Annotated in this window: 22 protein-coding genes and 1 tRNA gene; 10 read left to right on the top strand and 13 right to left on the bottom strand. The window is 54.4% G+C overall.

Features of this window, described 5'->3' with window-relative positions; all coding sequences use genetic code 11:
* The first annotated feature begins 257 nt into the window (after positions 1 to 257).
* Both BLP93_RS08835 and BLP93_RS08840 read left to right on the top strand, forming a co-directional pair.
* Positions 258 to 1385, top strand: a complete 1128-nt coding sequence (locus tag BLP93_RS08835) for a deoxyhypusine synthase family protein (protein ID WP_092120179.1) — start codon at positions 258 to 260, stop codon at positions 1383 to 1385.
* Positions 1386 to 1698: 313 nt separating this feature from the next.
* The gene (locus BLP93_RS08840; protein ID WP_244148696.1) at positions 1699 to 1905 is read left to right on the top strand and encodes a hypothetical protein; all 207 of its coding nucleotides are present in this window, start codon (positions 1699 to 1701) and stop codon (positions 1903 to 1905) included.
* A gap of 136 nt (positions 1906 to 2041) precedes the next feature.
* Here the strand turns inward: BLP93_RS08840 and BLP93_RS08845 are convergent, their stop codons facing one another.
* The 10 genes from BLP93_RS08845 to BLP93_RS08890 form a co-directional block, all read right to left on the bottom strand.
* Positions 2042 to 2695 carry a lactate utilization protein gene (locus tag BLP93_RS08845; RefSeq protein WP_092120182.1) on the bottom strand — a complete coding sequence of 218 codons (654 nt, stop codon included), beginning with the start codon at positions 2693 to 2695 and terminating at the stop codon, positions 2042 to 2044.
* Positions 2696 to 2793: 98 nt separating this feature from the next.
* A complete protein-coding gene (locus BLP93_RS08850; protein WP_092120185.1) occupies positions 2794 to 3186 on the bottom strand; it encodes a phage holin family protein in 393 nt (130 codons plus the stop codon).
* A 24-nt stretch (positions 3187 to 3210) separates the two neighbouring features.
* On the bottom strand, positions 3211 to 3630 hold the full coding sequence (locus BLP93_RS08855) for a MerR family transcriptional regulator (RefSeq protein WP_092120421.1): 420 nt from the start codon (positions 3628 to 3630) through the stop codon (positions 3211 to 3213).
* 259 nt (positions 3631 to 3889) lie between these two features.
* Positions 3890 to 6337, bottom strand: coding sequence for a phenylalanine--tRNA ligase subunit beta (gene pheT, locus BLP93_RS08860; RefSeq protein WP_092120188.1), 2448 nt, complete (start codon positions 6335 to 6337; stop codon positions 3890 to 3892).
* Positions 6338 to 6487: 150 nt separating this feature from the next.
* On the bottom strand, positions 6488 to 7573 hold the full coding sequence (gene pheS / locus BLP93_RS08865) for a phenylalanine--tRNA ligase subunit alpha (protein WP_167353023.1): 1086 nt from the start codon (positions 7571 to 7573) through the stop codon (positions 6488 to 6490).
* A 2-nt stretch (positions 7574 to 7575) separates the two neighbouring features.
* Entirely contained in the window at positions 7576 to 7929 is a 354-nt protein-coding gene (gene rplT, locus BLP93_RS08870) for a 50S ribosomal protein L20 (protein WP_092120191.1), read from the bottom strand.
* Positions 7930 to 8152: 223 nt separating this feature from the next.
* Positions 8153 to 8353, bottom strand: a complete 201-nt coding sequence (rpmI, locus tag BLP93_RS08875; RefSeq protein WP_092120195.1) for a 50S ribosomal protein L35 — start codon at positions 8351 to 8353, stop codon at positions 8153 to 8155.
* Positions 8354 to 8510: 157 nt separating this feature from the next.
* On the bottom strand, positions 8511 to 9041 hold the full coding sequence (gene infC / locus BLP93_RS08880; protein ID WP_092120427.1) for a translation initiation factor IF-3: 531 nt from the start codon (positions 9039 to 9041) through the stop codon (positions 8511 to 8513).
* The gene (gene thrS, locus BLP93_RS08885) at positions 9028 to 10965 is read right to left on the bottom strand and encodes a threonine--tRNA ligase (RefSeq protein ID WP_092120198.1); all 1938 of its coding nucleotides are present in this window, start codon (positions 10963 to 10965) and stop codon (positions 9028 to 9030) included. The genes infC and thrS overlap by 14 nt, the downstream gene beginning before the upstream one ends.
* A 128-nt stretch (positions 10966 to 11093) precedes the next feature.
* Positions 11094 to 11168, bottom strand: a tRNA-Val gene (locus BLP93_RS08890).
* A 342-nt stretch (positions 11169 to 11510) separates the two neighbouring features.
* On the opposite strand from BLP93_RS08890, the gene BLP93_RS08895 reads away from it, so the two are divergent.
* From BLP93_RS08895 to acs, 4 genes are all read left to right on the top strand, one after another.
* Positions 11511 to 12404 (top strand): formate dehydrogenase accessory protein FdhE, encoded by an 894-nt coding sequence (locus BLP93_RS08895; RefSeq protein WP_161946261.1) that lies wholly within the window; start codon positions 11511 to 11513, stop codon positions 12402 to 12404.
* Between the two features lie 197 nt (positions 12405 to 12601).
* Positions 12602 to 13240, top strand: coding sequence for a molybdenum cofactor guanylyltransferase (mobA, locus tag BLP93_RS08900; protein ID WP_092120204.1), 639 nt, complete (start codon positions 12602 to 12604; stop codon positions 13238 to 13240).
* 107 nt (positions 13241 to 13347) lie between these two features.
* Positions 13348 to 14211: a LytR/AlgR family response regulator transcription factor gene (locus tag BLP93_RS08905; RefSeq protein ID WP_092120207.1), complete on the top strand. Its 864-nt coding sequence runs from the start codon at positions 13348 to 13350 to the stop codon at positions 14209 to 14211.
* A 183-nt stretch (positions 14212 to 14394) separates the two neighbouring features.
* Positions 14395 to 16311, top strand: a complete 1917-nt coding sequence (gene acs, locus BLP93_RS08910) for an acetate--CoA ligase (RefSeq protein WP_092120210.1) — start codon at positions 14395 to 14397, stop codon at positions 16309 to 16311.
* Between the two features lie 57 nt (positions 16312 to 16368).
* On the opposite strand, the gene BLP93_RS08915 is transcribed toward acs, so the two are convergent.
* Both BLP93_RS08915 and BLP93_RS08920 read right to left on the bottom strand, forming a co-directional pair.
* Positions 16369 to 17328, bottom strand: coding sequence for a radical SAM protein (locus BLP93_RS08915; protein WP_092120213.1), 960 nt, complete (start codon positions 17326 to 17328; stop codon positions 16369 to 16371).
* A 164-nt stretch (positions 17329 to 17492) separates the two neighbouring features.
* Positions 17493 to 18560, bottom strand: coding sequence for a lipid II:glycine glycyltransferase FemX (locus BLP93_RS08920; RefSeq protein ID WP_092120216.1), 1068 nt, complete (start codon positions 18558 to 18560; stop codon positions 17493 to 17495).
* A 670-nt stretch (positions 18561 to 19230) separates the two neighbouring features.
* Between BLP93_RS08920 and BLP93_RS08925 the strand changes: the two genes are divergently transcribed.
* The 3 genes from BLP93_RS08925 to BLP93_RS08935 all read left to right on the top strand — a co-directional run bounded on the left by BLP93_RS08925 (position 19231) and on the right by BLP93_RS08935 (position 21794).
* Positions 19231 to 20625, top strand: a complete 1395-nt coding sequence (locus BLP93_RS08925; protein WP_161946262.1) for a DUF1343 domain-containing protein — start codon at positions 19231 to 19233, stop codon at positions 20623 to 20625.
* Positions 20626 to 20673: 48 nt separating this feature from the next.
* The gene (locus BLP93_RS08930) at positions 20674 to 20946 is read left to right on the top strand and encodes an amphi-Trp domain-containing protein (RefSeq protein WP_092120222.1); all 273 of its coding nucleotides are present in this window, start codon (positions 20674 to 20676) and stop codon (positions 20944 to 20946) included.
* A 242-nt stretch (positions 20947 to 21188) separates the two neighbouring features.
* Positions 21189 to 21794: a SagB/ThcOx family dehydrogenase gene (locus BLP93_RS08935; protein ID WP_208596604.1), complete on the top strand. Its 606-nt coding sequence runs from the start codon at positions 21189 to 21191 to the stop codon at positions 21792 to 21794.
* Positions 21795 to 21927: 133 nt separating this feature from the next.
* On the opposite strand, the gene BLP93_RS08940 is transcribed toward BLP93_RS08935, so the two are convergent.
* Positions 21928 to 22539: a universal stress protein gene (locus BLP93_RS08940; protein ID WP_244148697.1), complete on the bottom strand. Its 612-nt coding sequence runs from the start codon at positions 22537 to 22539 to the stop codon at positions 21928 to 21930.
* Between the two features lie 47 nt (positions 22540 to 22586).
* On the opposite strand from BLP93_RS08940, the gene BLP93_RS08945 reads away from it, so the two are divergent.
* Positions 22587 to 23096, top strand: a complete 510-nt coding sequence (locus BLP93_RS08945) for a peptidylprolyl isomerase (RefSeq protein WP_092120226.1) — start codon at positions 22587 to 22589, stop codon at positions 23094 to 23096.
* Positions 23097 to 23365 lie beyond the last annotated feature (269 nt).

Genomic DNA, 23365 nt, shown 5'->3' on the forward strand with positions numbered 1-23365 from the left:
GTATCGTCGGAGTCCCCTTTCGATTTGCGACTCCCCTGCCATTCATCCATATATGAACCGAATATTCGCTCTCGTGGGATGATTGTATCGGAGGCGAATGACAGTTTATGCTCTGAAGCGTGGCCCATTAAAATGTTCTGGGTATTGGCTGATACCGATCTCGATACGCCAAATGATCTCCCTCAACCATTGATCCCAGTGACTTGAATTGAACTGTTCGTCACCTTGCAACCTTTTTTGGAGATCCCCTAGACGACATGAATATTCGACGTATCAACACCCTGCATTGCGGAAACGAGGACGGATTGACGCCCCTGAAATGCCTGGACCTGGACACGGTTCAGGACTTTGACGAACTGCTCAAAGCCATGTCCCGGACTGCTTTCGGGGGCAGAAACCTGGGAGAGGCCCTGGATGTTCTGGAGGCTATGGTCATTGATCCGGAATGCCTTGTCGTAGGTACTTTTTCCGGGGCAATGACCGTGGCCAAGATGAGCAAGGTCTTGTGCAAGATGATCGACAACGGATGGCTGGACATCGTCATTTCCACCGGAGCGCTCATGGCGCATGGTTTCATCGAATCCATCGGCCTGAAGCACTACAAGTACGAACCGGACCGGATGTGCGACAAGGGGCTGTTCGAAAAAGGCTACAACCGGGTTTACGACACCCTGGAACCCGAAACGAACTTCATGCAGGCTGAGCGGGTCATATCCAGGGTCATGGAAGAAATTTCAGATGCGACGCATCTGTCTTCGGAAAGCGTGTGCCGGGCTATTGGTCGGCACCTGACAGAGAACTATGAAGGTTCGGGCATCCTGAAAAGCGCCTACGCCAGAAAAGTGCCGGTGTACATCCCAGCCTTCACGGATTCGGAGTTGGCCCTGGACATCGCGTCACACATGTTGCGCAAGAACCCCGAGTGGCAATCCCTGACCATCGACGATCCGGCGCAACTGCCCTTTCAGTTCAATCCCTTCCTCGATCTCTTCAGTTATACAAAGCGGATATTGGGCGCCAAGCGAATCGGCATCTTCACCATCGGCGGCGGTGTGCCCCGCAACTGGGCCCAGCAGGCAGGCCCGTTTCTGGAGATACTCAGCCAACGCATCGAGACCATGAAAACCACGGCCCGCCGCTTCCAGTACGGGGTGCGAATATGTCCGGAACCGGAGCATTGGGGCGGGTTGAGCGGATGCTCTTATCAGGAGGGAATTTCCTGGGGCAAGTTTATCTCGCCGAAAGACGGCGGTCGTTTCGCCGAAGTTCCCAGCGATGCAACCCTGGTCTGGCCACTGCTCGTCAAGGCCTTGGAGCAGCGGTTGGCCAAAAAGAAAGGCAAGATCACGCATGGAAAGGAGGATCTAAAAAAAACTAGGAGTTGATCAATCTGACTTCTCCAGGCGGCGTTTCATCAATCATCGCCCCAATGATGCCTTGAATCAGCAAAGAACCGCTGACGCATTCATTCGTCTTGACAGTCCCATACGCTTGCGGGGAGAATTCATCCGTAAAGATAAGACGCGCCTTGAATGATCATCACATTGATGATCAAAGTTACGGCCTGATCGGAAATTCTTTTCGTCAGTGAAAGCACATTCAGAAAATGGAGTTCGCCTCCCAACCGTGCTTTATCGAGTGGGGTGTTTCATGGAAAAACGCTATCTTTTACGCAAGTGCGGCAGTGGATCCAAATCCATGCCCATTGATTGCTTTACGGCAAACGGCATGGCTGAGGCCAACGAGGCGGTAAAATGGCTTCGCCAACACCACCCCGAACGCCAGGATCTGCAACTCGAGACAGGGGAATTCTTTGAACTTCTGGAACAAGGCCATTGCCCTCCCGAAGAATGGGAGGCCGACCTTGCGGAATTGGCAAGAAAGCGAAAGCAAACTTTGCCATGAACGAAATCCGTTATTATGACAAAACTCATTCACGATCGTTTTCCTGCCACCCCTAAATACCAAGACGGTACTTCAACTCCTCGGGTGATATGAAAGACGATATTCTCACCCACCTGGAATTGACACTTTGCCCTGGCTATAGCCCCAGGTCCTCATTGATCAAGACCACCTTGATCCGCCCTTTGGGAAAGGATTTTTCCGTAATCGTCCAGACATTGCAGATCCGTTCAGGGCTCTTGCAGTCTTCACAAAACGCGGTCTTCACACACGGGGTTTTCATCTTGAGACGCGTGGCGTTGGCCGGAGCAACATAGCCCTTCACCCTGAGCATGGCCTCCTCGACATCGACACACAACTTGTTGCGGCCCACAAGGACGATTACATGGCGCGGACCGAAAGCCAGTGCCGCGACCCGGTTGCCGTACATGTCCAGGTTGATCAGTTGCCCGCTTTCCGTCAGAGCGTTGGTACCTGTGAGATAGAGGTCGCTCAGCAGGGCTTGACGCCGCCGCTCCAGCTTTTCCTCCTTGCTGATGGATGGATCTGACGGATCCAGCATCTTCAGCCCCTTGCGCTGCTTCAGGGCGTCCAAAATTCCGGCTTCGTTGAGGGTCACGGATCCGCCCCAGGCAACATGGACAGGCTTGACGGCAGCAAGGATGGAGTTCAGGACGATATCCCTTGCCTCTGCCTTGTTCTTGGCCTGGTAGACGTCAAAATTATTGTCTTCCAGATTATCTTGCACTTTTTTCAATCGCTTCTGCCAGAAGGAATCCAAAAAATCATTCATATCTTCTCCAGTCAATCAATGAGATGACAACATCATTTCACATAACGACTCGGTTGAAATTCTATTTTGAAATCAGAATGTACTGAACAGTTGTCGTTCTACATTCGCCACCGCCCCCTGCGCTGTACCTGTACGTATTCCACCCGGCCGCGATCGCTGATGAACGAGTTGAGCAGCCAACCCGTTATCGTGATGATCAAGGATCCCAAAAGAGCCGATCCAAAACTGGCGACGTAAAAGGTTCCGACCACGCCGGAGACCATCATCAACAGCAGAGCATTGATGACCAGGAGGAACAAGCCCATGGTCATGATGGTTATGGGCAACGTCAGGATGATTAGGATGGGCCGCAGAACGGCATTCAAAACGCCCAGGATCGCGGCCGTGACAAAGGCCGACCAAAAACCCGCGGTTTGAATTCCTTCAACAAGATAGGCCGCGGCCAGAACGGCCAGAGTGAGCATCAACCAGCGTAATAACAACCCCCGCATAGGTCCCCCCTATCGTCCTTCATATCAAGGATCAGCAGAAATTACCTCTCCAACCTCGCAGCCGTCGGTGGAGATGGATTGCCGACCATCTCCTGCATCAATGGTTTTTTGGTCGGTCTTCTCCCGTCGTCTGCCACTTCCTGAAGAACCTACGATGATCTCGCGGATTTCACATAATTCCTGGATGATATCCTGGGTCAGTTCCCGGATTTGCGTACCTTCGTCCAGGCGACGACGGGCACCGTCGATGGTCAAACCCTCTTCGTGCAGCAGTATTTGGATCTTGCGCAGCATGTTCATGTCGTCCTGCGAATAGAGCCGCTGGCCTTTCACCGTGCGGAGCGGGGTCAAGTGCGGGAACTCCGCCTCCCAGAAACGCAGGACATACGGCTCCAGCCCGAGGACGCGCGCAGCCTCGCCGATGCGCAGCAGCTTCGGTTGCATGGAAATATGGGATATGCGCTGTGGACTTGGCATGGCGTAACACAGGTTCAGCGGCTAAAATTACGTTTCATTTATAGCAGGAAAGGCAAAAAAGAGCCAGTTGCGGAAATCTCGGAGAATGTTCACAGGTTCAGTTTCGGAAACCGCCCAGGAACGCGATGACTTGGCGATCAACAACCCAGCACCTCTGCATGAAGAAAAGATACATGCAGAGGTGCTGGATAATTGCGAATGGAAATTTCGAAGTAAGAAAAACGGGTCAGGAAAAACGAATCGGCAGCTGTTCTTGCAGAAAAGAACAGAGGCCCTGGTGGAGTTGGTCAACCTCTTCATTGGTCAGGCTGCGCTCCGTGTGTCGGTAGGTCAGACGCAGGGTATGGCGAACTTCGTTTGCTTTGTCGGAATCCGCATCCGAAGATCGGCTGCTGACGGCAATCTGGGCTCCGGGCAAGAAACGGTCCACCAGAACCACGTTCTGGAGCAGATCGAGGCCGGCGGCCTGAATGGCTTCGATGATTTTCACACAGGTCAAGTCCAGGTCGCTGATCACCGTCAAATCCCGGCGTACCGGTGGAAAGACGGGCAAGGCCTTGAACGTTGGTCGGGATTGCTCACAAAAGCGTTGCAGCAGATCCAGATCGATTTCAGCGAGGAACAGCTCTCGCCGTACGTGGCACTGCTCGGCTATCTCGGTTCTCACCCTGCCGATCCAGCCGCAGACTTCGCCGTTCAGAAGGATCTCGGCACAGGGCAGGCAGATGGAATGCTCGGGCAAAGTGCGATATTGCGCTTCGGGAAGCTGCAAATGCCGCAAAAGATGTTCCACCATGCCCTTGAGATCGGCAAATTCAACGAACTCTACCGGACACGGCCATCCTTCAGGATACCGTTGTCCGGTCAGGGCCAGACCGAGTCGGGAGGGTTCATTGGCCCCGGTTTCAGAAGCTGATTCGGGCTGAAACACCACGGCGGTTTCGAAAATCCGCAGCGATGTATTGCCCTGGGTCATGTTGTGCCGCACGCTTTGCAATAGGCCGGGGGCCAGCATGGGCCGGAGAACGTTCTGGTCCTCGGAGAGAGGGTTGCGCAAGGCAATGGTCCGGGAGTCGTCGACAATGCCCAGCAGCGCCAACTCCTGTGTGGAGACGAAGCTGTAGTTGATCACTTCGGTCAATCCGAGACCGCGGCCCCAGTGCTTGACGCGGCGCCGAAAAGCCGTGTTCGGGGCCAACGTCTTCAACGCATCCAGAGATTTAGACAGCCTGGGCAGGACCGCCGGAATGCGGTCCAGACCGTAACAGCGTCCAACCTCTTCAATCAGGTCCGCCTCCCTCTCCAGATCCCTGCGGGAACCGGGAGGCGTAATCTGCCAGGCCTTCTGATCCTCGGCGGCAACCTTGCAGCCCAAAGCCTCCAAGGTGTCGCGACAAAATGCGTCCTCTAGAGGCAAACCAAGAAGTTTCCTGGCCCGCTCAGGGCGAAAGGAAATCACAGGGGATTGCCAGGGACGTGGCTGGTTCAAGGCTACACCGCGCATGACCTTTCCGCCGGCTGTTTCCAGGATCAAAGCCATGGCCCGGTCCAGAGCCAGTTTTGACCCGGGCTGATCAACACCGCGCTCGAATCGATAGGACGATTCACTGGACAGTCCAAGCCGACGTGATGTCTTGCGGATGCTGATGGGATTAAAGACCGCGCACTCCAGAAGAATGGACGAAGTCCGTGCCGTGACCTCGGAATTGGCCCCACCCATGACTCCGGCCAGGGCAACGGCCTTTTCCGCATCGTGAATGAGCAGGTCAGAGGACAAGAGAGTCCGTGTCCGGCCATCCAGCGTTTCAAAGCTCTGCCCTTCCCGAGCAAGGCCGACGCGGATCATCTTTCCGGCGAGCAGTGCCAGGTCGAAAGCGTGCAGCGGTTGGCCCCACTCCATGAGAATGAAGTTGGTCACGTCCACGACATTGTTGATGGGCCGCTGTCCCACGGACAACAGCCGACGCTGCAGCCAGGCCGGGCTGGGAGCAATCCGAATGCCCTCGATGATCCGAGCCTGGTATAGCGGACACAGTTCCGGCTCATCAATGACAATGGTCACGGCCTCGCTACAGTCCGGCCCTTCCTCATGCACGTTCAGCCGGGGCAGCTTCAAAGGCAGATTGAACTCCGTGGCTACTTCCCGGGCTAATCCGAGGACGCTCAGGCAATCACCGCGGTTAGGCGTGATGGAAACATTCAGGACTTCGTCATTCAGGTCAAAGACGCGAAGCAGGCTGTGCCCGAGATTGTAATGTCCGTCCAGAACCATGATCCCGTCACTTTCTTCGCCCAGCCCCAGCTCGACCTCGGAACAGATCATGCCCTGGGACGTCTCTCCGCGGATCACCGTTTCGGCAATGACTTTCCCATCCGGCAATTCGGATCCGGGTTTTGCCACGGCAACAAGCTGCCCCTTGGCGACATTTGATGCTCCGCAAACTATGGGCAGCGTCTTCACCTGTCCGATGTCGACGCGGCAGAGGCTGAGTCGTTCCGATTGGGGATGCCGGTCGCAATCCAGAACCCGCCCCACGACAACATTGGCGAGATGGGCAAAAGGACGGATTACTTCCTCCACTTCCAGACCGAGCATGGTCAATCGATCGGCCAGTTGTTCGGATGTACCTTCATAGGGAGTGAATTCACGCAACCAGTTCAGGCTTAAAAACATGGGGAACCTCAGGCAAAAGGAAGGGTTCAGGAAGTCGGATTATGGAGTAGTTCGGTAGATTGCCCGCTCATTTTTTGGATCGACGCAATAACCAAAAACTGAGGGACGTGATTGAAGAAAGAACCTCCACCTATAAGGTGAAGGGAATTGTCAACCGAACTGGGAGACGAAACGGGTATCGTTCTCAAAGAACATTCGCAGGTCGCCGATCCCGTATTTGAGCATGGCTACGCGTTCAACACCGAGACCGAAGGCAAACCCGGTATAGACTTCAGGATCATATCCCACGGCGGCGAACACCGCCGGGTCGATCATTCCGCACCCGAGAATCTCGAGCCAACCGGTCTGCTTGCAGACCCGGCAGGCCTGTCCGGCACAAATACCGCGTCCGCCGCAAAGCATGCAGGAAACATCCACCTCGGCACTGGGTTCGGTAAAGGGAAAAAAGCTGGGCCGAAACCGGACAATAGCTTCCTGGCCGAAAATCTGATGCACAAAGGCGGTCAGAGTTCCACGCAGATCTGCCATGCTCACGTCCTTATCCACCACAAAGCCCTCGATCTGGTGGAACATCGGAGTGTGAGTCAGGTCGGAATCGCGGCGGTATACCTTTCCCGGAGCGATGGCCGCCAGAGGCGGGCTCATCCGCTCCATGGTCCGCACCTGCAACGGGGAAGTGTGCGTTCGCAGAAGGGTCTGATCACCAATGTAAAACGTGTCCTGCATGTCCCGCGCCGGGTGATCGGGCGGAAGATTCAAGGCCTCGAAATTGTAGAAATCCGTTTCCAGTTCCGGGCCTTCAACGATGTCGAAACCGAGGGAAACAAAGGCTTGGCAGATTTCTTCGGTGACCAGGGTCACCGGATGCAGGCTGCCCAACCAGTGAGCTCTTCCCGGCAGGGAAGGGTCAAACCGCGCCAGAAGCTCCCGTTCCTTGTTCCGCTCTAGATCCTGCAAGCGGGCATCCAGACGTTCCTGGAGCATGGCTTTGACCTGGTTGGCTTTCTGGCCAAGTAGCGGGCGTTGTTCCGGCGGAGTCTTGGCCAGACTGGACATCAGTCCGGCCAAGAGCCCTTTGCGGCCAAGATAGGCTACGCGAATATTTTCGACGTCTGGAGCGGAATGGGCTGTGGCCAATCCCTGCTCCAGAGCCTGAACCAGGGATTCCAATTGTTCGGCAAGGCCGGTTCCGTTGGAGGATTGCCCCTGGGAATGCTCCATGCTCGATGCGGTCATGATCAGGCCAGTTTGGCTTTGGCAATCCCGGCCAACTGACCGAAATGTTCTTTTTCCCGTACAGCCAAATCAGCAAGTACCTTGCGGTTCAGCTCGATGCCAGCCAGGGTCAAACCATGCATGAACTTACTGTAGGATAGACCGTGAAGCCGTGCCCCAGCATTAATGCGCATGATCCACAGCGAGCGGAACTCGCGCTTGCGGACCTTTCGATCCCGGTAAGCGTACGCCAGAGCGCGTTCAACGGTCACCCGCGCGGTACGGTACAGTCTGCTCCGGGCGCCCCGATAGCCTTTGGCCATGTCCAAATATTTTTTGTGCCGACGGTGAGCCGCCAAGCCGCGTTTTACACGCATGGTTTCAACCTCCTCATTAATAGCTCATTCTTATAGATAAATCTTGATGGGGGAGACAAATCGTTTCGCACAAGGGATTTCCTTGGTCGAATACGGCGTCGGAAGGTGCTTCCGGAAATTCAACTTGGATTCACGTTTACGAAACCGTTCAACGGAAAGTCGAAGCACGATCCCCCGATCGACAACACCCACTCCGTTATCCAGGATAGGTATGATGATGATTCTATTTGGCGAAGGGAATCATCCGTCGAACGGCTTTTTCGTTGGATTTGTCCAGAATGGTGTCCTGACCCAGCTGGCGCTTCACTTTCGGGCTTTTCTTGGTCAGGATGTGGCGCATACCAGCGCGGCGACGCTTGATCTTGCCGGTACCCGTCAGCTTGAACCGCTTGGCTGCACCTTTACGTGTTTTGAGCTTTGTCATGTAATATTCTCCTGAGTCGTACTAGTTAAAAACAAACTTACTCTGTTGCGCTCACCAATTCCCGTTCGCGGAAACCGGAAAATGACGGCGAACAGTTTCGCGCGCAGAGCGGTCAGCACGGATAAGATACTGCTTCAAGACATGCCGGACGCGGAGCTTATGCCTGCTTCTTTTTCTCCACGGAAGCCAAAACCATGTTCATGGTACGTCCCTCCATGGATGGATGCTGATCAATCTTGACTTCATCCCCCAAGATTTCCAGAACACGTTTCAGTACCTTTTCCCCTCTGTCCCGGTGCATCATCTCACGGCCACGAAAGGCCACGGTGACTTTGCATTTATCGCCGGCTTCGAGAAAACGTCGAATGTGCTTGAGCTTGGTTTCAAAGTCATGATCATCAGTCTTGGGGCGGAACTTGATTTCCTTGAGCTGGATCAAGGTTTGCTTCTTTCGGCCTTCCTGTTGCTTTTTCTGCAACTCATACTTGTACTTGCCGAAATCCATGACCCTGCAGACAGGTGGAGAGGCATCGGGAGAAACTTCCACCAAGTCCACGCCTTGACTTTCCGCATACTGAAGAGCCTCGGCCAGAGGCAAAATTCCCACCTGCTTGCCGTCTTCGCCAATGACTCGTACTTCTTGAGCCCTGATCTGCTTGTTGCAGCGGGTACGTTTAACCGAGGTAATAAGGCATTCCTCCGCGTTTGAAAGGTTCGACACATTCGTGTCGGAGCATGCCGATCACGTCGTCCAAGGATTTTTCACCAAGATTCTCTCCAGTGCGGGTCCGGACGTTCAAAGCCTGGGACTGGGCTTCGCGTTCGCCGATCACGAACATGAAGGGGATTTTCTGCAATTGCGCTTCACGAACCTTGTACCCGAGCTTTTCATTGCGCAGGTCTGTCTCCACACGATATCCCGCATCCAGCAATTGCTGGCAAGACGTCATCGCCCACTCGTTCTGGGCGTCGGTGACCGTGAGAATCCGCGCCTGGACCGGTGCGATCCAGACCGGGAAGGCTCCTGCATAATGCTCGACGAGGATGCCGAGAAATCTCTCCAGGGCGCCAAGGATGACCCGGTGCAGCATCACCGGACGATGCCGGTTGCCGTCCTGACCGGTATAGAAAAGGTCGAACCGTTCCGGCAAGGTAAAATCGCATTGGATGGTGGAACATTGCCAGCGGCGATCTAGAGCATCCTTCAGCTTGATGTCAATCTTCGGCCCATAAAATGCGCCGTCACCGGGATTGATGGTAAATTCCTGCCCCAGAGTCTGCAGGGCATTCGTCAAGGCGGTAGTGGCCCGTTCCCAGTCTTCGTCCAGCCCGATGGATTTTTCAGGGCGGGTGCTTAAGGCAACCTCGTACTCGAAACCGAAAAGATGCATCACATCCCGAACAAATTGCAAAATGGCGATGATTTCATCCTGGAGCTGATCGGGGCGGCAGAGGATATGGGCATCATCCTGAGTAAACTGACGTACACGCAACAAGCCATGAAGCACGCCGGACTTTTCATGGCGCTGCACCGTACCCAGTTCGAAATACCTCACCGGAAGATCACGGTAGCTGCGGATCTGTGATTTGTAGATGAGCATGTGCGAAAGGCAGTTCATGGGCTTGATGCCGTAGGCCTGCTCGTCAATTTCCGTGAAGTACATGTTTTCACGATAATTGTCGTAGTGGCCGGAACGTTCCCACAATTCACGGCGCAGCATTTGCGGCCCCTGCACCAGCTGGTAGCCGCGGCGCAGGTGCTCCCTTCGCTCGAAATGTTCCAGGAGAAAGCGAAGCATGGCGCCCTTGGGATGAAACAACGGCATGCCCGGTCCGGCTTCGTCGGAAAAGCTGAAAAGATCAAGCTGAACGCCCAGTTTGCGATGGTCGCGTTTCTTGGCTTCCTCCAGACGATGCAGATATTTCTTCAGATCCTTGTCCGAGGCGAATGCCGTCCCGTAGATGCGCTGGAGCATGGGCTTGGATTCGTCGCCCCGCCAGTAGGCCCCGGCAACCGAGGTCAGTTTCACGGCCTTCACGAACCCGGTGGAGGGCACATGAGGACCGCGGCACAGGTCGGTGAATCCGCCGTGTTCGTAGAGGCAGACGGTTCCATCCTCCAGAGCGTCAAGGATTTCCAACTTGTAGGTCTCGCCCATGGCCTCAAAGAGATTCCGGGCATCCTGCTTAGATATGGTGCGGCGGGAAAACGGTTGGTCCTGGGCGATGATTTTGACCATTTCTGATTCAATGGCCTCCAGGTCCTGCGGAGTGAACGGACGTTCAAAATCGAAGTCGTAATAGAAGCCGTTTTCAATATCCGGCCCAATGGCCACTTTTGCGGAAGGAAAGAGCCGCTGAACGGATTCGGCCATGATATGCGCGGCACTGTGCCGAATAATGGACAGACCTTCGGGGCTGTTCATGTCCACGACCTCAAAACGGGCACACGGACTGGGACCGACAGGCGAATGAACGTCAAAAACGCCGGATTCGCAACGGCATCCAACGGCTGACTTCAACCGTTTGTTGCTTAACGTCCGGGACAGGATCAGGCCGCAGCTTTCTCCCTCCTCGATCTCCACCCTCTGCTCCCCAAACTCAATCTGCACTCTCTGCTCCTTGCCTGAAAACAAGCGCCCGAAACTGGAAAACTTTCTTCACGCGATGATAATCAGACATGATGGTAAGGCTTTCAAACAAAGCAGGGAGGCCTGGGCCTCCCTGCTTGGATGCTTTGTGGTAGGCACGAGGAGATTTGAACTCCTGACCCCTTGCGTGTCAAGCAAGTGCTCTCCCCCTGAGCTACGCGCCTGCGATGCTTTCGGCAAAGGGAACATTTGCCTTCACTTGCAGGAAAAGTCAATACCTTTTCTGCAACAAAGTTGTTTTTGTAACTACTCGGCTGCGGACGGGATTGTCTCGATGATTCGGCCCTCGCAACTCATTCCCCGTCACGCTTTCAGGGAAAAGGAAACTCATGAAACTCCGTAATTGGCTCAATGGCAATCCTTTTTCCTCTGCGCGGATTGATTGTCCGGGAATGTTCAATTATGGATCACGGAGCACAGAACATGATATAGCCGGGGCATTGACTTGTCCTTGCCCCTTTGGCGGCGAACGCCATCACGGATCCAATCTCTCTGGAGTATATGATATGCGCAACCTTGAGAAAGACCAGCAACATTTCACTAAAAAAATGGCTTCATTACGAAAAAAAGGCACGTTTCCAGGTGCTTTGCTTGACCTTTTGGAAAAGGTTTCAGCCAAGCAGTTCCAGGTGCTGGCAGACAGCAAACACGCCGAAGATTCGGCCTCGTCCTTGCCCGAACTGGCTTCTCCGGAGCGACATAGTCAAGGCGCAAGCCTCTTGCCACGGGCATCGTTTCCCTTTCCGCTGGAATCTGCCAGTGAATTAATGAAGTCCATTCTTGAAGACGTTCAGGCCGTGGGCTCCGATCTTGGAGAGGGAGCCGTCCGTGTCAAGGACGCTCTGGATTCCGAAGAACTGGAGTTTGCTCGTATTTTCCAGGCCTACCTGGACGAAGAGCAGGACTTCTTTAACATTTGGGCCGAGAAGACGCCAAAGTCTCCAAAACTACTTCTCTTTCTCACCCAAACCACCCTTGCCCCTTTCCTGCAGATCGTTGCCCGACAAATTCAAGATGCTCGTCCCCTGACCGGCGTCTGGAACCACGGACATTGCCCTGTATGCGGCAGCCTGCCCTATATTTCCACCCTGGAAACCCGGGAAGGCATGCGCATGATGCATTGTTGCTTCTGCCAGACCCATTATCGTGTGGCAAGGTTGGGCTGCATCTATTGCGGTGAGCGGGATCCCAAAAAACTTCATTATTTTGAAACGGAAGAAGAGCCCGGATTCCGGGTCGATCTCTGCGACCAATGCAAGATGTACATTAAAACCATGGACTTTCGAACATTGGATCGCATTTCGGTCCCAGTCCTGGACGACCTTGAGTCCTTGGCCATGGACGTCCTGGCCCAGGCCAAAGGCCATGTCCGGCCCACTGTTTCGGCCTACGGTTTCTGATCTGCCGGGATGAGACGGATCACCGATTGACGGCACCCTGTCAATCGCAGACCCACAGACGAATGTTGCCGATCAGCAGCCAAATGCCCGGAGTGACCTCCGTTCAAAATTGTAACATTATCGGGAACATGTACGACAACCAAGGATCAAATCCTATAATACACAGGCACGTTCGGCGTGTCCGGTAAGGTGAATTCATGAGCCAGCCTGGCATGCCGGCCGGAATTGTTCTGGCCGGGGGCAAAAGCACCCGACTGGGGCATGACAAGGCCCAGATCGTTTTTTCCGGATCAAATCTGCTCTCCAGGACAGTGGACCTCCTGAAACGACATTGCTCCGCCGTCCACATCGCGGGCAGGACATCCGCCGAGCATGGACTGAATGTACCGAGTTTTCCTGATAGCGTGGCGGGCTATGGCCCTGCGGGCGGAATAGCGACCATGTTGCGACTGCTGCAACAGCCCTGCCTTGTGCTTTCCTGCGACCTCCCGCTCATGAACGATCTTATGTTGCGCCGGCTGACCAATGGTTGGCGGGAAAAGCCGGACACCGCGCTGATGACCACGTTCCAGCAGGAAGATACCGGGTACATTGAAGCGCTGGTCGCCATTTACGAACCGCAGGCCCTGCCCCTGCTGGAACAGGCTTTTGTCGACGGCCTGTTTCAACTCAATCGCATCCTGCCGGAACACCTTCGACACCACTTGCCCTACCCTCGATCCGAGGCCACTCCTTTTTTCAACGTCAATCACCCCGCGGACCTTTCCATGCTGCGTCAAATGGAATCCGTCGCCAACCGAACATGGACCGGCCCAGATCCAATCACGACTTCATGATCATACGGCTGTATTGCCCTCATTTCGTTCTTGCGAGTTGTCCTGTTCATGCGCTAAGGAATCATCAATCCCGTATCCCGCACCTCATTCCAACACTGTGGTGAATTATGAATGAATTACGCGTATTGCTAATCCATCCGGATCCCCAGTTGCGTCACGAGCTGCGCAATCTGTTGCGTGAAGTTGACGGGATTCAGGTACTGGGCGAGGCTGTCTCCGCCTTCGAGGCCGTCGAGCTGATCGACGGCGTCGGATACCATGCTTTATTTTTGGGCGTGGACTTGCCGGAAGGAGTCAACGGCTTCGAACTTGCCCAGATCCTCAGCCAACGTAAGCATCGGCCGGCCATGATTTTTCTGGCCGCCGATGAAGCCCATGCCTTTAAAGCCTTTGAACTGGGGGCCACGGACTACCTGCTCTGGCCGTGCTCCCAGGAGCGGATGAAACGAACTCTGACAAGGCTGCGCCAATTTCCCGCCGAAACCCATATTGCCGAACCCGGCGGCGTACCCGGCAGCGTGCGGACGACTGAAGGAGATGAAGAGACGGTTCAGCTTGCCCTGGGTGAGGAGGAAGAGGACAACTTCCTCAAGGCGTTACGCAATGCCTGGGATTACAACCAAAGCCGGCCGGTCGAAATCGAAAAGCTGCCCATCAGCCTGGAGGGGCGGGTGATCCTGATTCCCTACAGCCATATTGTCTTTGTGGAAGCCTACGAAGACTACAGTTTCGTCCATACCAACCAGGATAAATACCTCACCTCTTTCCGCCTGAAATATCTTGAGGACCGATTGCGGATGCATCGTTTTTTTCGGGTCCATCGCAAGTTCCTGGTCAATTTGGAACTGGTCACGGAAATCGCCTCCCTGCCAGGCAGCAATTTCATGCTCAGAACCACCGGCAAAAAACGCATCGAATTGCCGGTCAGCCGCAGGCGGATCGCTGATCTGAAACAAATTCTCGGACTTTAACCCGCGCGGGCTGTTGCCGTTTACCCTTCCCCCCCTCCCTTTCGCCGAGATTCAATGCAACCCTTGGCGGGATAGCGTTCAACATCGTGGCCAGACCGTGAACAGCGGTTGGTGCTTATTGTCAGTGTGCTTACTGAAAACAAAACCCAGACGTTTTTCGCTCACCGCCAAGGAGGAGACATCATGTCACAAGACGGCGCCCTAGAAACATTGCTTCATGAAGATAGAGTCTTTCGGCCGTTGCCGCAGATGGTCATCGAAGCCAACGCCAACCCCCAGACCCTGGATAATGCCCGGAGACAGGCCGCGGAAGATCCGCTCGCCTACTGGGAAGAAGCAGCCAAAGAACTGGAATGGTTCAAAAAATGGGATAAAGTACTCGATGAGAGCGATGCGCCGTTCTACAAGTGGTTTACCGGCGCCAAGTGCAACATCGTGCATAACGCCCTGGATCGGCACATCAAGACGGGAAACAAGAACAAGCTGGCCATCATCTGGGAAGGTGAGGCGGGCGACTCCCGGAAAATGACCTATTTTGAACTTTACAGGGCCGTCAACAAGTTTGCCAATGCCTTGCGGTCTCTCGGCGTTCAGAAAGGCGACCGGGTCATGCTGTACATGCCTCCCTTGCCGGAAACGGTCATCGCCATGCTGGCCACGGCCAAGGTCGGCGCCATCCACACCATGGTCTTCGCCGGGTTTTCCGCCAAGGCCATGCGGGACAGGATCTCGGACGCTCAGCCCAAGGTCATCATCACAGCGGACGGCTTTTATCGCAATGGGCGTGCCGTACACCTGAAATCCCTTGTCGATGAATCTTTGATGGGCCCGGATTGCGACAGCGTTGAAACCGTGGTTGTCGTGCACCGGGCCAATGTACAGGTGGAAATGCAGGAAGCACGGGATCTGTGGTATGAAGAGTTGGTTCGGGCTGAAAGCTCCGAGTCGCCAACTGAATCCATGGACTCCGAGGACATGCTCTTCCTGCTCTACAGTTCCGGAACCACCGGAAAGCCCAAGGGCATCGTCCATACCCACGGCGGATATCAGGTGGGCATCAACCGAACCCTGAACTGGGTCTTTGACATCAAGCCTACGGACATCTTCTGGTGCACGGCGGATGCCGGATGGATCACCGGCCACAGTTACGTGGTTTACGGCCCCCTGATTGCTGGCACCACCACTGTCATCTTTGAGGGACACCCACTGTATCCACAGGCGGACAGAGTCTGGGATTTGATAGCCAAATACGGTGTTACGGTCCTGTACACCGCGCCCACCCTTGTCCGGATGCTGATGCGGTTCGGCACCCAGTATCCCAAGAAACACGATCTTTCCTCCCTGCGCATCCTTGGATCAGTGGGCGAGCCCATCAATCCCGAAGCATGGGTCTGGATGTACAAGAACATCGGCCGCTCCGAATGTCCGTTGGTGGACACGTGGTGGCAGACCGAAACCGGCTCGATCATGATCAGTCCGCTTCCGGTAAGCGTTCTCAAGCCCGGCTCCTGCACCAAGCCGCTGCCGGCCATCGAGGCGGACGTGGTGGATGAAAAGGGCAATCCCGTTCCTCCGGGCAAGGGCGGCCTGCTGATCATCCGCAAGCCCTGGCCTTCCATGGTTCGCACCCTGTTCAAGGATCCTGAGCGGTACAAGAAGACCTACTGGGAAAAGATCCCCGGGGTCTACCTGGCCGGCGACATGGCCCGCAAGGACGAGGACGGCTATATCTGGATTCAGGGCCGGTCCGATGATGTGATGAACATCGCTGGACACCGCTTGGGGTCCGCCGAGTTGGAAAGCGCCTTGGTCGCCCACAAGGCCGTGGCCGAAGCGGCTGCCATCGGCATTCCGGACAAGATCAAGGGCGAGGTGGCCAAGGCCTTCGTCACTCTCAGGGAAGGTTTCGACGCCTCCGACGACATGGTCAAGGAACTCAAGATCCACATCCGCAATGAACTGGGCCCCGTGGCCATCGTCAAGACAATAGAGTTCCGGGACAAGTTGCCCAAAACCCGCAGCGGCAAGATCATGCGCCGGGTTCTGAAGGCCGAGGAACTTGGTCAGGATGTTGGCGACATCTCCACATTGGAAGATTGATTCTACGGATAAAGTGACCTGATTAAAGGCCGGCGCAAATCCTTGCGCCGGCCTTTTTTACTGCTCGCGGAGAAGCGCTTCCAGGAGCCTTGCAGCAAAACGCTGGTGACGCTGATCCAGGCGGTGTATTCCCGCTTTTTGCGCCGCCTCCAGCGCAGCGGCAAATTCCTGGGAACTGATGGAGCGTTGCAGTTCCGGAAACTGATCGACGAAGCCGCAGGGCCGGTACTGATCCATGAGGTTCACGTAAGTATTCGGAGAGAGTTCCCGGGCCAGAAATTCCATCCACTGCCGTGTTCCGGCCAGATCCTCGGGCATGATCAGGTGGCGCACCAGCACCCCCCGCATGGCGATGCCCTGCTCGTCCAGTTCCAAATCCCCCACCTGACGATGCATCTCCTTCAGGGCTGTTCTGGCATGTTCCGGATAGTCTTCAGTCCGGCAATAAGCACGGCTGGCATCGGATGAGAAAAACTTGGCATCGGGCATGTAAATGTCCACGACGCCGTCAAGCCATTGCAAGGTCTCCAGGTTGTCATAGGCGCTGGTGTTGTAGACCAGAGGCAGATGCAGTCCCTGTTCCACGGCTGCAAGCAGTGCCTCCAGAATCTGGGGCACGACATGGGAAGGGGTGACGAAATTGATGTTGTGAACCCCCTGGCCCTGCAAGTCCAGCATGATCGCGGCAAGCTGCTCCGCGTCGACTTCCTGAGCCCCCGCACTCTGGTGACTGATGTCGTAGTTCTGGCAGAAGACGCAGGCCAGGTTGCACCGGGCAAAAAAAATCGTCCCCGAACCCCCATGCCCGACCAGAGGTTCTTCCTCTCCAAAGTGCGGACTGTAGCTGGCCACCTTGGCCAGACGTCCGGTTTCGCAAAAGCCGGTCTCATTGTTCAGGCGATCCACCCGACATAGCCGTGGACAAACGGTGCAGTCTCTCAGAGCTTCCAGGGCTTTTGCGGCCCTGATGCGAAGTTCGCCCGTTGCATGGAGTCGCAAATATCCAGGTTTGGTCATCGTGCCCTCCCAGGTTCAGTGGAGATGGTAACCATGGATAATGTTGATGTCACGGATTCCAAAGGGACATGAGGGGGGGCGCTGATCAGCAACGCAGTTTCGTGGAATTATGCGCTTTGCTTCAGTCCCGAATAAGAGCGATCTCGATTGGTGGGAGGGGCGAATCAGAAGTTGCCGCGAGAGAGGATGTCCGCGTTACGGAAGGCGTTGTAGACTTCCTCGTTCAGCGGAAAATCCCAGGAACCGCTGCGCAGTTCAATTTTTCCCCCGAAACCGGTTTTGAAACGATACAGACCGTAAAACGGATGGTCCGGCGAAAGCCCAGGAGAAACAGCTCCCATGTCATACCTGGTGCAACCCAGAGCACGAACATGCCGGATCGCTGCCCAATGCAGGGCATGGGAACCCATCAGCCTTCTGTTTTTCGTGGATGACGCACCGTGCAGAAAAATCGCGTTCTTTCCGGAAACGGCGACAATGGCTCCCGCAAGAATGTCAGAGCCATGCCCTGCCAGTAGAAAGACCAGATCTGAAGTGATCGGGTTCTGGGTATGAGCCTGAAAGAGCGCTAAAAAATGCCGGTAGTCGCATGTCGGAAAGCCGTTGCGCAGAGCAGTCTGGCAATAAAGATCGTAAAATGCCGGCAACTCCTCCATGGAAGCAATCGAGACGCGAACTCCCTTGCGTCCGGCCAAGCCGATATTATAGCGCGTCTTGGGCTTCATTGCCGAAAGTATGCGCTCCTCGGGCCCCTCAATATTCACGACCAGCGAGCTGGCCACGGTCATGTCCATTTCCGCTTTGCGCAGATTCCAGGTTCTGGTGCCGATGTTCATCCGCATCTCGCGGATGCGCGGCTCAGGGAAAGCGCTCCACTGTTTTTCTCGCATTTCAGGAGCATACGGCGATTCCCACGGCAGATCGTAACGAATGAAGGCGACAGCGGGATCCAGATGGCGCTTCAGGGCTTCAGACAGATTTTCCAGATACGGACCGCGGTCTTCGGGAGATGGACCGCATTCCGGCCCCTGAGGAACATAGGCAGCCAACCCGTGTTCTCCGAAAGGCTGAATCAAAACCAGCATATCCCCTTTCGAACCAGGTGTGAGGATATCGAAGGCCATGGGCTTGCACCCCAACCGGGACTTGACCTGCGCCCAGTAACCGGTTTGAAAGAGGATGTCCGTAGGCAAAAGCGATTGGGTGTTTTTTGGAGCGAGTCGAAGTTGCATGATGATACATATTGTGGCTTACATTTACGTGATCAGAATCTTCTCAGTAAATTCCGAACAGATACTGGAACAGGTCCTACCTTTTTTTGCCGTTCAAACAAAAAAAGACCCCGACAAAGTGTCGAGGCTGAAGAGTCGAGATCTGGTTTAATTGACGCAGATTCGTCAATCAAATGTAGATGTAAAACTACCCGAATTGCACCCAAACCTCAAGTCCGGTTTCCGTCTCCTTAAATTTGACTGCAGTTCGATGTGATTCGTCCCTCTCCGCCCTTGGGAGTGTCAGATTTTTTTCAAGATGAGCGGAATATCCTGCACGCAGAGGGAACGCCTTGAATTCCGCAACTCGAGCCATTAATCTCGGTACTCACCCCATGGTGCTCACCAGGGCTTCTGCAAGCTGCCCTTCTTAGATGTTTGCAACTATTCAGCACTTTTGATTGCATGGCATTATGTGGTCCGGCTTGTCTCGATTTTTCGGCATCGCCTGTCTGACTGAGCCAGGATTCGTTCATTAAACCATTGCCAAACGCCTGGAGCGTAAATTGATGTTTATTCAAGCAATGGTTTGATGTTACGAAGCCGGCGAAGGAGTTGCGATGCCGAAAAATCGAGACAAGCCGGAACGCAACTGAATAGTTACATATATTTTAACCAAATCCATAATCCTATGACACATTTCCGAACGACTCACCTTCTTTTGGGCCTGCTTCTCCTGCTCGTCAATGGACATCTGGCCGGTTGCGGCGCCCGTTTCTTCGGGTCGCCTGACCAGCCGGCGCTGCCGGCTTCTACCATCGCCGCACCGCCTGCTCAGGCTCCGCTTCATCGCGTGACCAAACCGCATGTCATTCCTGGGATTGAAGTACTTCTGGACGAGGAGTGGTTGATTTCAGTTGCCGGACAGGATGGGCAGAGAAAGATGATCTCCTTCTTTGACCTATTGCTCAAAGGCCGCACTATGGGGCTTCTCACCAACCCTACCGGGGTGGACACGAAGCTGCGCTCCACCATAGACCTGCTCCATGAGCATCCCGAAGTGCTTCTGGGTGCCTTGTTTGCTCCGGAGCATGGCATTCGCGGTGATCTTTATGCCGGCGAGACCGTCCATGACGATGTGGAGCCGCTGACGGGAGTCCGGGTGTACAGCATATATCGCCAAAAACCCACGCCGGAGATGCTCTCCGGACTGGATGCGGTACTCTACGACATCCAGGACATTGGCGCCAGTTCCTACACCTATATCTATGCCATGGCCGATATGATGGTCGCCTGCGCCGAGTTGGGCATCCCGTTCATCGTTCTCGATCGGCCCAATCCTATTGGCGCGGACTTTGTGGATGGTCCGGTCCTGGATACGAGCCGATTTTTCAGCGGCATCGGCCAGTATGATATTGCCGCTCTCTACGGCATGACGCCGGGAGAACTTGCATGGATGCTCAATACGGAGTTCCTGGCCAAACCATGCAAGCTGTCCATTGTCCCCATGGCCAACTACCGCCGGGACATGCGCTTTCAGGACACCGGCCTGCCTTGGATTCCCACCTCCACGCACATTCCTCAGGCCACGACGGCCGTCTACTACAGCTTAACTGGAGTGATCGGTGAAATGCGAGGGGGGCTGAACACCGGCATCGGCTACACTCTGCCCTTCGAATGCCTGACCGCGCCGTGGATGGATCGCCATGCCCTGGTAAAGGCCATCAATGACCGCGACATCCCAGGTCTTCGTGCCCGCCCCATTTCCTATCAGCCCGGATACGGCGGCCATGCCGGAAAAACTGTTCATGGCGCGCACCTGATGATTACCGATCCCCTTGCGCTGCGTCCCATGAGTGCGCAGATTATTCTCATGGAAATCCTGCAGACCCTCTATCCCGAACGTCGATTATTCGATAATCCGGCCATAGAACAAAGTCTGTTCGACAAGGCTCTGGGAACCGACCAGATCCGCAAGATGCTGGCTCAAGGCGCAAACACACGTGCCATTGATCAAGCCATGGCCCCTCGTCGTGAAAAATTCATGGAAATGCGTGCAAAATATCTGCTTTACGAACCGCGGTGAGAAGTATTTTCTCATTACCTGACACTTTTTACCTGGGAGGTAATTGTCATGGAAGAAGTTCTGTTCAAGAGCGAGGAACCGAAAAGCCGTTCAGATGTAGCCTCATTCTTGCGCCTGCTGGCCGACAAGGTTGAGTCCGGAGTCGTGACGTTGCGGCAGGGAGATCAGGAGCAACGGGCGGAAATTCCTCAAAATCTCATCCTGGAAACGAAGCTGGAGCGGGAAGTGAAAGGCGAGAGTGAAAAAATGAGTCTGGAAGTGGAACTGGAATGGCGTTCGGGAGGCGGAGGATCAGGCAAAGCCGGAGTGAAATTGGCCTGATGAAGTTTCCTACACGATGACAATTGAGCCGAAACAAAAGGCTTCTTGGCACTCTTACTCATCGGGACAAGGTTATATAATATTGTGTAACGACTGAACAAAATTCGTTTTAATCATTTCATTTCAACATACTTTCTGCGATCACGGGGAGAGTCAGGATGCGACGACTACTGATAACATTGCTGTTCAGTTTTGTGGTTTTGACGATATCCTGTGATGCAGCTCACGATGGAGAGATTGACATGTCGAACTCCAATCTCGCGTTACCCCCACCGATTCTGTCAGGAGAGACGGCCCTTGAGCAGGCGCTGAACAAGCGCCGGTCAGTTCGCCAGTTCAGCAATCAACCGTTGAACCTTCAGGAAATCGGCCAACTGCTCTGGGCAACGCAAGGCATCAGCGATCACGATCGAGGTTTCCGCACGGCGCCTTCGGCCGGAGCGACCTATCCTTTGGAAGTTCTCATTGTTGTCGCCGATGCCAAGGAACTTGCCCCAGGATTGTACCGCTATCATCCCCAAGGACACGAATTGCGGATCATGAAAAAAGGAGATCTTCGCTCGACATTTTTCAGGGCCGCCCTGAATCAATCCCCGATTGAGAGCGCTCCCGCCACCATTGTCATCACGGCGGTGCATGAGCGAACCGAGACCCGCTATGGTGGAAGAGCAGAACGGTATGTTGCCATGGAAGCCGGTCATGCAGCGCAGAACCTTTCCTTGCAGGCGGTCGCTCTGGGCCTGGGTACGGTTGTCATCGGCGCTTTTGATGATGCCAGAATAGCAGAGTTGCTTGCCCTGCATTCCGGAGAATCACCACTATACCTGATTCCCATGGGCAGGCCGTAATGGTGTACTCATAACAAGCAGTCTTCGCCAACGGCCGAAAAAGCATTTTACCGACCTCGAATCAGTCCACGGATGCAAAGCGCCGGAGCATGTCGTCACGCTCCGGCGCTATAACCACGCAAGAAATTTCCGGTCATGATGGACGAATCGCCACTACCGGGCAGGGAGCCTGGCGTAGAACTTTTTCCGCCACGGAACCGAACAATAATTTATCCATGCCCTTGCGGCCATGGGTTCCCATAACGATCATGTCCACCTGTTCTTCCTTGGCGCATGCCAGAATCTGCTCTGAGAAATCCCCGCATGTCACCTTGGCCCGGTATTGTTTATCGTAAAAATGTTTTTCGTTAAAAGCAGCTAGGGTTTTCTCGCCTTCCGTAATCATGGTCGTGCAGAACGATTCCATGGAATTCATGGGAATGCCGAAATCTGCATAGATTGTTCCGGATGGCACCACGTGAATGCAGATGATCTCCGCATCCAGGGGGCCAGCCAAAGACTTGGCGTAATCCGCCACCTTGTCGCTAACGGGGGAAAAATCCACCGCGCACAGGATTTTCTTGATTTGCATGAAACCTCCTTCCGTATTTATGTACCCCGAAGGCCAGGATACCTGTTTGGGCTTTTGTTCTTTTTCAACATAACCCCACCACCATAAATCAGCATAAACACAAACCGCTCCGGCATCCTCCCCTTTGTCTTTTCCGTTTATCTTCATTATGAACACCACCACCAGGATTTGCAAGACATTCAACTTTCTTTTCTCATAATTAATATTTCCGGGAGCCGTTCATGGAAAATCCTTTCGTTCTTTTGGAAACCAATCTGGGAGATCTGCTTATCGAGCTCTTTCCGGACAAGGCTCCGCAAACAGTAGCAAACTTTCTGCGTTATGTGGACCAGGGCCACTACGACGGAACCATCTTTCACCGCGTCGTCCGGGGCTTCGTCATTCAGGGCGGGGGCTACGACCGTAGTCTGAACAAGAAACCGACTCACCCGCCCATACCCAATGAAGCCCGCAACGGTCTGACCAACCACAAGGACAGCGTTGCCATGGCTCGTGGACCGGAAAAGGATTCAGCCACGGATGAATTCTTCATCAATGCCGCGGACAACGGCGCGGACCTGGATCACCAGGATGATTCCGACGAAGGATTCGGTTATGCGGTCTTCGGCCAGGTCGTTGAAGGCTCGGAAGTGGTCAAGAAGATCAACTGGAAAGTCGTCAAAGCCACCGACGAATTTCCCGAACTGCCCAAGGACGAAGTGTACATCATCTCGGCGAAACGATTCGAGTAATCCGTAACGACCGTATGCCAAACTGCCGGAGTACCACTTCCCATCGATCGTAATCGCTATCGCAATCGTAATCGCAATCGAAATCCCAATCGATTGATCACAGCGTAAAGAACGACGTGAAATGCAGTTGCTGTATACTGAGCCATTCCGACGATGAAATAGAGGAGCGACATCGATTGGTATCGAATCGATTTCGATGGCGATTTCGATTTCGATAGCGATTTCAATTGGGTTGGGATTGCGGTGAAATGAAAACACGCACCATCCAA

Source organism: Desulfonatronum thiosulfatophilum, assembly GCF_900104215.1.
GTDB lineage: Bacteria > Desulfobacterota > Desulfovibrionia > Desulfovibrionales > Desulfonatronaceae > Desulfonatronum > Desulfonatronum thiosulfatophilum.